The sequence below is a fragment of the Pseudoxanthomonas composti genome (genome assembly GCF_004122095.1).
GTDB classification, from domain to species: Bacteria; Pseudomonadota; Gammaproteobacteria; order Xanthomonadales; family Xanthomonadaceae; genus Pseudoxanthomonas_A; species Pseudoxanthomonas_A composti.
Map to the genome: position 1 here is coordinate 425,249 of NZ_SAWZ01000002.1, position 13,230 is coordinate 438,478.

Annotated in this window: 10 protein-coding genes; all 10 read left to right on the forward strand. The window is 60.0% G+C overall.

What is annotated here, in order from left to right:
- Window positions 1-85: 85 nt before the first annotated feature.
- The 10 genes from EPA99_RS05130 to EPA99_RS05175 all read left to right on the forward strand — a co-directional run bounded on the left by EPA99_RS05130 (window position 86) and on the right by EPA99_RS05175 (window position 13,012).
- Complete coding sequence (locus EPA99_RS05130; RefSeq protein WP_164978566.1) at window positions 86-4,462, forward strand: RHS repeat-associated core domain-containing protein; 4,377 nt, start codon at window positions 86-88, stop codon at window positions 4,460-4,462.
- A gap of 739 nt (window positions 4,463-5,201) precedes the next feature.
- A complete protein-coding gene (locus tag EPA99_RS05135) occupies window positions 5,202-6,218 on the forward strand; it encodes an IS30 family transposase (protein WP_129470118.1) in 1,017 nt (338 codons plus the stop codon).
- Window positions 6,219-6,251: 33 nt separating this feature from the next.
- Complete coding sequence (locus EPA99_RS05140; RefSeq protein WP_129470119.1) at window positions 6,252-6,788, forward strand: Imm57 family immunity protein; 537 nt, start codon at window positions 6,252-6,254, stop codon at window positions 6,786-6,788.
- A gap of 135 nt (window positions 6,789-6,923) precedes the next feature.
- Window positions 6,924-7,367, forward strand: a complete 444-nt coding sequence (locus EPA99_RS05145) for a hypothetical protein (protein ID WP_129470120.1) — start codon at window positions 6,924-6,926, stop codon at window positions 7,365-7,367.
- Between the two features lie 265 nt (window positions 7,368-7,632).
- Window positions 7,633-9,426, forward strand: a complete 1,794-nt coding sequence (locus tag EPA99_RS05150) for a DUF885 domain-containing protein (RefSeq protein WP_129470121.1) — start codon at window positions 7,633-7,635, stop codon at window positions 9,424-9,426.
- Between the two features lie 198 nt (window positions 9,427-9,624).
- Complete coding sequence (gene rpsF, locus EPA99_RS05155) at window positions 9,625-10,053, forward strand: 30S ribosomal protein S6 (protein ID WP_129470122.1); 429 nt, start codon at window positions 9,625-9,627, stop codon at window positions 10,051-10,053.
- A gap of 11 nt (window positions 10,054-10,064) precedes the next feature.
- The gene (gene rpsR / locus EPA99_RS05160; RefSeq protein ID WP_129470123.1) at window positions 10,065-10,295 is read left to right on the forward strand and encodes a 30S ribosomal protein S18; all 231 of its coding nucleotides are present in this window, start codon (window positions 10,065-10,067) and stop codon (window positions 10,293-10,295) included.
- Window positions 10,296-10,460: 165 nt separating this feature from the next.
- Window positions 10,461-10,910 carry a 50S ribosomal protein L9 gene (gene rplI, locus EPA99_RS05165; RefSeq protein WP_129470124.1) on the forward strand — a complete coding sequence of 150 codons (450 nt, stop codon included), beginning with the start codon at window positions 10,461-10,463 and terminating at the stop codon, window positions 10,908-10,910.
- A 339-nt stretch (window positions 10,911-11,249) separates the two neighbouring features.
- Window positions 11,250-12,656 (forward strand): replicative DNA helicase, encoded by a 1,407-nt coding sequence (locus tag EPA99_RS05170; RefSeq protein WP_129470125.1) that lies wholly within the window; start codon window positions 11,250-11,252, stop codon window positions 12,654-12,656.
- Between the two features lie 143 nt (window positions 12,657-12,799).
- Complete coding sequence (locus EPA99_RS05175) at window positions 12,800-13,012, forward strand: hypothetical protein (protein WP_129470126.1); 213 nt, start codon at window positions 12,800-12,802, stop codon at window positions 13,010-13,012.
- Window positions 13,013-13,230: the final 218 nt, after the last annotated feature.

Here is a 13,230-nt window from a genome sequence, read left to right on the forward strand (position 1 = left end):
TGCGTGGAACCTGACGTAATTGTCATTTATCGCGAGCGACAGACCAGTGTCGTCGCCCGATCACCGGGGAAGAACAATGTGGAATATGGGACGTCTTGTCCCGGCGCTTCGCGTCGGGTCTCGTTGGCGCATGCTGTTTCCGGGGCTGCTTCTTCTTCTAACCTCCTTCAATGGACAGGCCATGATCATGGCCTGTACGAGCGTTGGCTCATCCGATGCCCAATGCACCACCGGTGGATGCACCGTGACAGCGCCGAGAGAGCGCTGCGAATGGGTTGCAGAGCCGGGAGATTATGCGCCACGTCGTTCCGACAGCGCGGTGAGAGACTTGGATTCGGTACAAGTCACAGGCAGCCGAGGCAAGACTGACTCGGAGATCTCCAACAAAACCACCAAGGCGCAGGTTGATCCCTGCGATGGCGTTGAGAAAAAGGAAGCCACTGATCATCCGGTGGAGATAGCAACGGGAAACAAGGTGCTTTCCGAGCTCGACTTCATGTTGCCGCCGTACAGTGGAACGCCACTGATGATTGGCCGGTACTACAACAAATCCCTCAACAGGGCCGGGATATTCGGAAACAGATGGGCCTCCAGTATCGAGTACACGTTGAGCTTCGATTACAACGGCAACCAATGCCACGGCAACCTGTACTCAATCGCCACCTGCAATACTGGCGGGCAAGCGCTCACCAAGATCTACGCAAACCGGACCAGCGGGTTCGCCACTGTTTTCACGAAGGACGGCGCGGGGGTCTGGCGCAACGCTGGCGGCGCCGTACTTAGTCAGAGCGGGGCGAGCTGGGTATTGATCACGAAGGATGGGGACCAAGAAACCTACAACGCCAACGGACGTCCACTGACGATCCGTGATGAGCGCAACGTTGGATTGACCTACTCGTACAACGCCAGCAATCAGTTGGCGACGGTGAGTCATACTTCCGGACGCGCGATCTCTCTGACGTGGTCGAACGGCAAGATTTCCAAGATCACCGCGCCCAATGGCAAGGTGTACACGTATGCCTACAATAGCAGCGGCTATCTCAGCAGCGCGGCGCGTCCGGACAGCCTTGGGACGCGAACTTACTTTTACGAAGACAGCGCACAGTCCGGCGGCTTGACGGGTGTGGCAATCAACGGCACGCGCTATAGCCGCTTCGCCTATCAGCCTGACGGGCGCGTGGCATGGTCGGGGCTGGAAGGCGGTGTGGAGCGCAGCACGTTCTCCTATGGCGCTGACTACACCGACGTCACCAATGCTCTGGGGCAAACCTCGCGCTACGATCTGGTCACGGTTAATGGGATCAAGCGGGTTGCTGCGGTCGAACGTCCGCAGACCAATACATGCTCGTCAGGCATCAGGTATCTTGCCTTCGATACCAGTGGCAATGTGACCCTCGAACAAAATGCCAGCGGGTCAAAGACATCATACGTCTTCGATGCAGACGGTCGCCTCACTCAGAAGGTCTCCGGTATAGGTGCAAACGGCGAAACAGATCAGCAGCAGATCACGGTGCTGACATGGGACTCCAGCCACAAGAGCCGGCTCCTATCCGTCAAGAGTTACGGAACCGCGTTCAACCAGCCACTCCGCGAGATCGCCTACGACTACTTTGCGGATGGAGACCCAGCGGCACGCCTCTTAAAGTCCGTCACGATGTACAACCGCAGCGCGTTCGGCACAGCCAACCAGGCGCTGACGACAAGTTACAGCTATTCCATTTACTCTTCGGGTCTGATTCAGACCATGCAAGTCGATGGACCCATCGCCGGCACTGGCGATCGGACCACCTATCAATACGATGCCAGCGGTAACCAGACCTCGATCACCAACGGTTTCGGCCACACCGTCAGCATGAGCGGATATACCAACTTGGGGCGTCCCGGAACAGTGACGGGTGCCAACGGCGAAACCGCCAGCTACACCTACAACGCATTGGGCGATCCACTGATCGAGGTTCGTAACTACAACGGTAGTTCAGTTAACATTTCCAGGGTTTACAATGCCCGCGGCAACCTGAGTCAGGTTTCTCTGCCAAATGGGGATTCAAACTATTATGCCTATGATGCGTTTGACCGAATCGTTCGGATAAGCAGGTTTGAGAAAAGTGTTTTCTCCCAAGTGTCGAATGGGCACGGTGGTTACAACGAGAAAACAGAGGATTACGCGAGTGAGCTGGCCTTCAACTACGACCTCTTGAGCAATGCAGTTAGCCAGCAGCAGCATCTGGCCCTCACAACAACGCTCCAGGCAGGGTCGAGTACAACCGTTACTAACTCGACCAGCTACATCGCTAAAACGTTCATGGATTATGACGCGGGTGGATTCCTCGCCGCTCGACGGGGGAACAATGGTCAGAATGTTCGTTACCACTACAACGCTGATGGCAGGGTCGACAGCATCACATCGTCCGCCAATGCAGTCACCGCATACACCTACGATCGAAACGGCAATCTAGTGCAGTCCACCGATCCGCTCGGGGGCATAACCCGCTACGGCTACGACGCGCTCAACCAATTGATCAGCGTGACCGATCCGCGAGGTAAGACGACAACCTACACCTATGACGGCCTGGGCTTGCTGCGTGCGGTGATCAGCCCGGACACGGGGTCGACTTCGTATGGTTACGATGCGTCGGGCCTGCGGACCGCAATGATACGCAATGATGGCGCAATGACGACATATTCTTACGATGGCATGGGGCGCCTGTCCGCCATGACGGCTGGCGGTCAAACGCTGGGATATGGCTACGACAGCTGCACCAATGGACTGGGTCGCCTTTGCGCGACGTCGTCTCCAGGAGGGAGTACTACCAGCTTCGCCTATGAAAAGGACGGCAGACTGAAGCAGCGGACGGAAGTCGCTACGGGTAACGGTGCGCAATCCAGCTATAGCACTTCCTACTCTTACGACGCATTCGGACAGCTGACGGGGATCACATATCCTAATGGCGTGGCGGTGGGATACGGCTACACCAGGGGGCAGCCGACGACCATGACAGTCAACATCAATGGCACGGTCATTAGCGTGATCTCAAGTATCAACTATCGACCCTTCGGTCCGGCGATGTCCATGATGTACGGCAACGGACTCAGTCGCGTCTACAACTACGACCAAGGCTACACCGCCGGTGATCTGCGTCTAACCGAATTGAGCACAGCCAATGCTGGGACGTATCTCCAAAGAATGCAGTACGGCTACGACACCAGCGATCGCATTACGCAGATCACCAACAACGTCAACGCCAATGGAACCCAGGACTACGCCTACGATGCATTGGACCGCCTGACCCAGCAGAATGGACCACTGGGATATCAGGCATTCTACTGGGATGCCAACGGGAACAAATTCCATCACACGTGGAGCTTCGATGAGGCGCTGTCCATAGATGCCAACAGTAATCGCGTCCTGTCGATGGGGCCGCACTTCTATAGCTATGACAGTCTGGGTAATCGCGCTACCCAAAGCTTCAATGGCTCCACTGGAAGTTTCAGCTATGACGGCTTCAACAGGTTGGCGACAGTCAGCCGCAACGCGGCGACGAGCTTCTTGGAGCCAGAGAACACCGCGGTAACGTTACCAGCAGGAACCAACGCTTACTCCTACAACGCCTTCAACGAGCGCGTGTGGAAATCGGCGCCGAGCCATGGCTACTACCGTTACGTCTATGGGCCCGACAGCAAGCTGCTGGCCGAGCACAAGGATAATGGGGACGTGTGGACCAACTATCTATGGTTCAACGGCGAGCTGGTGGGGCTGGTACGCAGCGGTGCAATGTACTACGTGCATGGCGATCATCTGGGCCGGCCCGAAGTGGCGACCAACACAGGAAAAGCCGTTGTTTGGCGCGCGACCAATTTGGCGTTCGGGCGTGGCGTTACCCAGGACAGTATTGGTGGATTGAACGTTGGATTTCCTGGGCAGTATTACGATCAGGAGACGAATCTTTGGTACAACGTAAATCGCTACTATGATGCGAGAATGGGGTCTTACGCCCAGAGCGACCTAATAGGATTGGATGGCGGGTTGAATACGTACGCCTATGTTGGCGGTAATCCGATCAGCCACACCGATCCTCTTGGGTTAGCGCGCGCGTCGGGCGGGGTGGCGGACTGCTTGGAGCTGATCTTTGGCCAGTCGGTCGCAGGCGTGAACGTCAGAAATAAGACCTTCGTCAAGAACGACTTCGTTACCACGCGTAGGAACTCGATCAGGCTGCCGCCTAATTTGTCTACGGATGAGTTCTTTGCCGATCATGAGCTGGTTTTGCATGAATACTACCATGTGCTTCGACAGTGGAACACGGGTGACCTGACACGGCGGGGTTACTTGGCCGAGGTTTCACGCTCTGGCTCCTGGGCGGACGGTAACCGCTTTGAAGATGCGGCGAATTCGTTTGCCAAAAACCAAGCCCAGGCGCTTCAAGATTGCCTACAGCAGAAGAAGGAGGAGTGCAGCAAGTGAAGAATTTACTTCCAATCTTCCTGAGTGCGTCGATAGTCGCGGGTTGTACTGCCTTCGGTGGTGACATGATCATTCGTGTGTCCGGATCAGTACCGGTATCTCGTGCGACGGAGAAGTCGGAGAAGCAGTGTCGGCTTGACATGGTCTCCGCCAGGACCGGCGAGCAGGGGAGTACACGGGACGTTGCCCCTGACTTTTCAACGACCATGATGGTTGTTGCTGGTCCGGAGCCGAAGCCCTACTACTTTGTGGCCGAATGCGACGACGGCCTTAAGTTCCGCTCGAATGAGGTCACCGTCAGTAGCGGCAGTTCGTACAGCAGGAGGTTCGATCTTGGGACACTCGTCGAGAGTGTTCCGAAACCCAGCGATGAAGGGAAGCGTCCCCCTCACTGACGGGACGTCTTATCTAGCGGCCTGATTATTGATGCGCGCGCGACGGTATCGAATATGTACACGACGAAGCGCTCCAAGAACACCGGCCATTTAAACTGCTGTTCGCGCTGTCCAACCTGTGGATGGTGCGCAAGCGACTGCAGCCTACGGCAGGAAAGTTGCGTCCACGGTGCGGAAGGAATCCGCTCATCCGGGCGATTGCGGCCTGAAAAGGGCTCGCAGAGAAAAACTTCGCGCGCATTGATTTCAGAAACCAGCGTCGTTCCCTTGGTTGCAATCTGCGCTGGTCACTTCTTAGACTCAACTTCCAAGTGCAACACCCCACAACCACGTAGGGTGCTCGCATGGGAAAGTACTACAGTCATTTGAGTTCCGAGGAACGTGCCGTGCTGCAGATCGAGATCAGCAACGGTGCAAGCATCCGCTCCATTGCGAGGCGCCTTAGCCGCAGCGCTTGCACTGTGTCGCGCGAGCTGGGCCGGCAGAAGGAGCCGAGATACATTGCCAAGCTGGCAGGACAGCGTTATCAGTTGCATCGAAAGCGGAGCGTTCGCAGGCGCAAGATCGTGGAAGGAAGTGCTCTTTTCCAGAGTATTCGTGACGACCTGGTCTTCTATCGCTGGTCGCCTCAGCAGATTGCTGCCAAGCTTCGAGGCCTGCACCCGGACGACCCGAGCCAACGCGTGAGTCACGAGACGATCTACGCCGCCATCTACGCACATCCATGCGGTGGCTTGAAGAAGGAACTCGTGGACGCGTTGCGCCGGCACAAGCCGACGCGTGGTCTGCGCCGCACCACTGCCGCCAAACGCAGCTGGGTGCCCGAGGAGCTTCGCATCATCCACCGGCCCGAGGAGGTGGCCGAACGCTTGATTCCAGGGTATTGGGAAGGCGACCTGATAAAAGGCGCATTCAACCGCTCCTGCGTGGGTACGCTGGTGGAGCGCAGGACGCGCTTTGTCCTGCTGTGCAAGATGGATGGCTGCACTGCCGAAGATGCACTGGAAGGCTTTACCCGGCAAATGAAGAAGCTGCCTCACTTTCTGCTTGGCAGCCTGACCTACGACCGCGGCACAGAGATGACCTGCTACAAAGAGCTCATGCGTCGGCTGAACATTGATCTATGGTTCGCCGATCCACATGCACCTTGGCAACGCGGCAGTAACGAAAACACCAATGGCCTGCTGCGCCAGTTCATGCCCAAAGGTGCGGACCTGACCAAGGCCAGCCAGGAAAACCTCAACAACGTGGCTGACTTGATGAACGCACGCCCACGACAAACGCTTGGCTGGAAGACCCCGAATCAAGCGTTGGAAGAGGAATTCGCAAAGTTCAATGCAAGTGTTGCGCTTGCAAGTTGAGACCGCCGAGCCCTTCTTGTTTTAGTTGAAGTCATGAAAAATTTTATTCTAATAATCTTATTCTTTTCTCTTATGTTCTTTTTAATTCCCGCGCATGGTGGTGAGCTGAATAATAGACTAGCCAGGGACATGGAAGGCGCTGAGCAGTCGATCTTGGCGTCATTGGTTTCCCATAGAAGCTCTGGGAATGAATATCTCTGCGCTCAGAACTTGTACGCGTGTACCGGTGTGGACAAGGCGGAGCTAGGTCTTTCTCTGATCGGCGGTAGCAGAAGCATGGCTGCTCCTAGGAAGCTTCTAGAACTTGCTCGATTCAAAATGGATGCCGGCCTATCGAGCGACTTCAAATGCTACGTGAGTTTTCGCGGAAATGCGGTCATCAATCAGGTTGCATCGGTTGATGCCAACAAGTTGGCGGCACAGTGTCGCGAAGAGCTGTCGGCTTTCAAGAAGAGGGCGCAAGCAAGATACGATGTTTCTGTTGAGGAGATTTGCAGGACACCAAGCGAAATTGCCAATGTTTTACGGGATATCAAGGCCATAGCGAAGTCGGGGGCAGGCTGTGACTGAACAAAAGCCTCTTCCTGTGATGAAGGAGGTGGTGTTTTGGGGCGGAGCGCACTTCCGCCGATCTGGGGGGGTCAACACTTGCGGCGAAGATAAAGAGTCGCATCGCGCAAGCCATGTCGGACAAGGAGTGCACGCATGAGGATTTTCTGTTCGCGAACTAAGAGGTGGGAGTGGGTTGCAGCTACAGTAGCTTTAACATTTGGCAACGCTCATGTGGACGTGCGCCCTTGCTCCATCCAAGAAGCTTTTGCTGCGGAGCAAGAAGCAAGTAGTGTGCGCCACTGGGAGGCCGTCTATCAGTCGTATGAAAGATTCTTCCATTGTGACGATGGCGCTATCAGAGAGGGGTACAGCTACTCCGTTGGATCGCTGCTCGCAAACCAGTGGGAAGAGTTTGACGAGCTCGTTCTGCTGACCCGTGGATCGCCGCGATTTGAGGATTTCGTTGTCTCTCATATTGATGAGACGTTACCTCAGAACGATGCCAGGAAGATCCAAGAAAACTTGTCGCGATGCCCGAAGTCGGGCAAGAAACTCTGTTCTCGGCTGAAAAGAGCTATTACATCATTGAGGGAGTGAAATGACTACGTCATCTGACTTGCGAAAATTATTGGCGACAGATTCCCTTTGATCCTGCGGGGCAGTTGAATCGGAGCATTTCTGTGCTCATCGTAAGCCGAGTCCATCTGTTAACTTCCGGGCATTTTTGTTAGCTGGAAATTGAATATCAGCCCTGCGGTAGACAGGTACACCACGGATCGCGACGTGGCCTGAGCCAACGCCCGCCGGCTGCGTGCCCGGCAAACGCGTTAATCTGCCCGGCTCTGAACGATGGGGTAGGGCGATGCGGCGATGGATCCTGGCGGGACTTCTGGCGGCGCTGTGCGCCCCTGCGGCGCAGCAGGCGCAAGCACAGTCGGGTATTTCAGCGGCGCCCGCGCGCAATGCCGACCTGCAGGCCTTCTTCGCGCGTGAATGGGAGCGCGGGCTGCAGGAGAATCCTGAGAACGCCAGCTATCAGGGCGATGCGCGCTTCAACGACCGCTGGACCGACATCAGCCTTCAGGCCATCGCCACGCGGCAGTCAGGGGATCGCAAGGCCCTGGCCGAGCTCAAGGGCTTCGATCGCGCCGCGCTGTCGCCGATGGATCAGCTCGATTACGACACCGCGCTGTGGCAGCTGGAGCGTTCGGTGGAGCGTCAGCGCTTCAACGAGCACCTGCAACCGATCGGCCACCAGGGCGGCCCGCAGACCATGGATGGCATCGCCGAGGTGTTGCCTTTCGCCACGGTCAAGGACTACCAGGACTGGATCAAGCGCCTGCGCGCGGTGCCCACCGTGCTGGCGCAGACCACCGCGCTGATGGGCGAGGGGATCAAGGCCGGCAACCTGCCGCCCAAGGTCCTGATGGAACGCGTGCCGGCGCAGCTTGCAGCGCAGGTCGTGGACGATGCCACCAAGAGCCCGTTCTACCGGCCGTTCCAGCGATTCCCGGAGAGCATCCCGGTGGCTGAGCAGGCGCGTCTGCGTGAACAGGCAAAGGCGGCCATCAGCGAGGCCGTGGTGCCGGCCTTCCGCAGCTTCAAGACCTACTTCGAAGCCGAATACCTGCCCAAGACCCGCGCGAACATCGCCGTCACCAGTCTGCCGGACGGCAAGGCGTTCTACGACTTCCTGGCGGGCTACTACACCACCACCGACCTGTCGGCCGAGCAGATCCACCAGATCGGCCTGAAGGAAGTCGCGCGCATCCGCGCGGAGATGGAGAAGGTCAAGACCCAGGCCGGTTTCAGCGGCAGCCTGCCTGAATTCTTCGCGTATCTGCGCAGCGACCCGAAGTTCTTCGAGAAGACCCCGGCCGATCTGCTGGAGCGCTACCAGGCCGTGGCCAAGCGCATCGACCCGGAGCTGGTGAAGGTCTTCCGCACCATCCCGCGCCAGCCCTATGGCGTGCGCGCCATTCCCGACAACGTGGCCCCCGACACCACCACCGCCTACTACATGCCCGGGGCCAGCGACGGCAGCCGCGCCGGCTTCTATTACGTCAACCTCTACAAGCCGCAGGTGCGCCCGACCTGGGAAATGATGGCCCTGAGCCTGCATGAGGCCGTGCCGGGCCATCACTTCCAGTTCGCCCGCGGGCTGGAGATGCCGGATGCGCCGATGTTCCGCCGCACCGCCTACTTCGTGGCCTACGGCGAGGGCTGGGGCCTGTACGCCGAACAATTGGGCTACCCGATGGGCCTGTACGAGGACCCCTACGACCGCTTCGGCCAGCTGACTTACGAGATGTGGCGCGCCGTGCGTCTGGTGGTGGACACCGGCATGCACGCCAAGGGCTGGAGCCGCGATCGGGCCATTGCCTACTTCAAGGACAATGCCGCCAAGACCGACCAGGACATCGTCAACGAGATCGACCGCTACATCGCCTGGCCGGGACAGGCGCTGGCCTACAAGATCGGCCAGCTGAGGATCTCGGCCCTGCGCGACAAGGCCCGGCAGGCGCTGGGCGAGCGCTTCGACCTGCGCGACTACAACGATGCGGTGCTGGAAACCGGGTCGGTGCCGCTTCAGGCGCTGGAAAAGCACATCGATGCCTGGATCGCCCGCCAGAAGGCCGCCCCGCGCCCCTCATGAGGGCGCATCCGGGCGGCTGAACAGGGCGCGGATGCGGCTGGATCTGCCCGCATTGCGCGCAAGCCCCTGAGCTGACATAATTTGCGGCTTCCTGCGCCTGTCCGTGGCGGGAACCTTGCCCCACCGCATCCGTGTCGGAAGTCGGGGGGCTGTCCGGCCAGCGCGCCTGCGCTGGCCTTCATCCGAAAGGGAAACACTATGCGTCACTACGAAATCGTGTTCCTGGTCCATCCGGACCAGAGCGAGCAGGTGCCGGCGATGGTCGAGCGCTACAAGGGCATCGTCGAGAGCCACAACGGCACGGTGCACCGTCTGGAAGACTGGGGCCGCCGCCAGCTGGCCTATCCGATCCAGAACCTGGTCAAGGCCCACTACATCCTGATGAACGTGGAAGTGGACCAGGCCGGCCTGAGCGAGCTGACCGAGACCTTCCGCTTCAACGACGCCATCCTGCGTCACCTGATCATGAAGCGCGATGAGGCCGACACCGAGATGTCGATCATCATGAAGAGCAAGGACGAGAAGAACGACAAGCCCGAGCGCGGCGAGCGTCGCCGTCGCGACGACGATTCCTCGGACACCGGCGCTGACAACAGCGACGCCTCCGACAACGCCGAAGCCGCCTAAGGAACCTCCTCATGTCCAAGTTCTTCCGCCGTCGCAAGTTCTGCAAGTTCACCGCTGAAGGTGTCAAGGAGATCGACTACAAGGATCTCAACACCCTGCGCCAGTACCTGACCGAGACCGGCAAGATCGTGCCGAGCCGCGTGACCGGTACCAAGTCCCGTTACCAGCGCCAGCTGCAGACCGCCGTCAAGCGCGCCCGCTTCCTGGCCCTGATCCCGTACACGGACAACCACGACGTCTAAGTAGCAGGAACGAGTAGCGGCTTTGCCGCTAGGAACGAGGAACGAGGAGGGGGGATCTTCACTCGTTTCTCGTTCCTCTCCACTCGTTTCTCGCTCCATCCCGTCCATTCGGACAGCAACAGTTGCGTCACGCCATGTGCCGCTAACGAATACGGAACCAAGCAAATGAAGCTGATTCTCCTGCAGAAAGTGACCAACCTCGGTGTCCTGGGCGACCAGGTCAACGTCAAGCCGGGCTACGGCCGCAATTTCCTGGTGCCGCAGGGCAAGGCCGTGCCGGCCACCGCCGCCAACGTCGCCGAGTTCGAAGCCAAGCGCGCCGAGTACGAAGCCAAGGCCAAGTCGATCCATGACGAAGCCGAAGCCCGCCGCGCCAAGCTGGAAGGCGCCAGCGTGACCGTCACCGCCAACGCTTCCACCGAAGGCAAGCTGTTCGGTTCGGTCGGCCCGCGCGACATCGCCGATGCCTTCACCGCCGCCGGCCTGCCGCTTGAGAAGAGCGAAGTGGTCATGCCGGAAGGCGCGCTGCGCAACATCGGCGAGTACGAAGTGGTCGCCAAGCTGCACGCCGACGTCGAAACCACGATCAAGGTCGTGGTCCAGGCCGAAGGCTGATCTTCCTGCCCAGGCAGCGAAGGGGACGGGCGCCGCAAGGCGCCCGTTCTGTTTTGGAAGCATGGAGCTAGAAACGAGGAACGAGGAACGAGGAACGAGGAACGAGTGAAAGCCGGAGCTCGCGCCTGACTGGCTCCTCGCACTCGTTCCTCGTTCCTCTCCACTCGTTCCTGCGCTCGTTCCCGCCGTCTCGCTCCCTGAGATGCCCACCGGTTATCCCGGCTTATCCACAGAGTTGTCTGCAGCCCTTTCGGTCCGCGGGCCACTACCATGGCCGACCGGCATCGCCCCGGCTCCGCTTCGTCTTCCGAAGTCCCTTCAGGAACTCCACACGCTCCCATGGCCGCGCGCAGCAGCAGTAACAGCATCCGCAACGACCCCAGCGACGCCCGCATCGAACAGCTGCGCGTGCCGCCGCATTCGACCGAGGCCGAACAGGCGGTGCTGGGCGGCCTGATGCTGGCGCCGGAAGCCTACGACCGGGTTGCCGACAAGCTGACCGACCGCGATTTCTACCGTCGCGACCACCAGCTGATTTATCGTGCCATCTGCGAGCTGGCCGAAAAGAGCCGCCCCTACGACGCGGTGACCCTGGGCGAGTGGTTCGATTCGCAGGGTCAGTCCGAACAGGTCGCCAATGGCGCCTACCTGATCGAGCTGGCCACCTCCACGCCCTCGGCCGCCAACATCAACGCCTACGCCGAGATCGTGCGCGAGAAGGCGGTCATGCGGCAGCTGATCGATGTCGGCACCGGCATCGTCAACCGCGGCTTCGTGCCTGAGGGCCGTGGCAGCGCCGAGCTGCTGGCCGAGGCCGAACAGAAGGTCTTCGCGATCGCCGAGGAAGGCGCGCGCGGCCGCACCGACTTCGTGGCCATGCCCAACGCCCTGAAGGACGCGTTCTCCGCGCTGCAGGACCGCTACAACAACGGCGGCAACATCACCGGCCTGCCCACCGGCTATACCGAATTCGACAACATGACCGCCGGCCTGCAGCCGACCGATCTGATCATCCTGGCGGCGCGTCCTGCCATGGGCAAGACCACCTTCGCGCTGAACATCGCCGAGTACGCGGCGATCAAGTCGAAGAAGGCCTGCGCGGTGTTCTCGATGGAAATGTCCGCCGCGCAGCTGGCCATGCGCCTGATCTCCTCCAACGGCCGCATCAATGCCCAGCGCCTGCGCAACGGCCAGCTTGAGGACGAGGACTGGAGCCGCGTCACCAGCGCCATCTCGATGCTGAAGGAAACCAAGATCTTCATCGACGACACGCCCGGCCTGTCGCCTGACGTGCTGCGCGCCAAATGTCGCCGTCTCAAGCGCGAGCACGACCTGGGCCTGGTGGTGATCGACTACCTGCAGCTGATGAGCGTGCCCGGCAACAGCGAGAACCGCGCCACGGAAATCTCGGAGATCTCGCGCTCGCTCAAGGGCCTGGCCAAGGAGCTGAGCGTGCCGGTGATCGCGCTGTCCCAGCTCAACCGCTCGCTGGAAACGCGCACCGACAAGCGCCCGGTGATGGCCGACCTGCGCGAATCGGGCGCGATCGAGCAGGACGCGGACATGATCGTGTTCATCTATCGCGACGACTACTACAACAAGGAAAACTCCCCGGACAAGGGCCTGGCCGAGATCATCATCGGCAAGCACCGTGGCGGCCCGACCGGCTCGTGCAAGCTCAAGTTCTTCGGCGAGTACACCCGTTTCGACAATCTGGCCCACGATTCGGTCGGGTCCTTCGAGTAACGGCAGGGCGGGGCGCCCCGGCTCCAGCCCCGGAATCCTCGGTTTCGTCGCAGCGGCCGGCGCTCCGTCGCCTGGCCGTTGCAGGGCGCGGCGCCTCAGGCCCACGCTCGCCCGGCGGCGACTGGCCGCCTGCGGAGTGGGACATGAAGACCTTGCTTGCGCTCGGGGTGTGGTGCCTGCTGTTCGTGCTGTGCTGGCCGCTGGCCGTGCTCGCCCTACTGGCCTGGCCATTGCTGTGGGTGCTCAGCCTGCCACTGCGGCTGGTGGGCGTTGCCTGCTCGGCGCTGTTCGCCTTCGTGCGGGCGCTGCTGATGCTGCCCGCGCGCTTGCTGGGCGCCCGCCCGGCGGTGGCCTGAGATGTTGCTGCCCAGGGCCAGCCTGGCGGTGATCTACGTGCCATTGATGGTCGTGACGGTCTCGGGGGTGTTGGCCGGTGCCGCAGCCTCCGGTCACCCGGACGCAGGCAGCGCGGTCGAAGCGCCCGTCGGGTTCACCGAGACCGCGTCGCAGTGGTGCGCCGGTCAAATCCAGCCATCCGCTTCGTCCCCGCCTGCCGACCAGGCGCAGTGCGCCA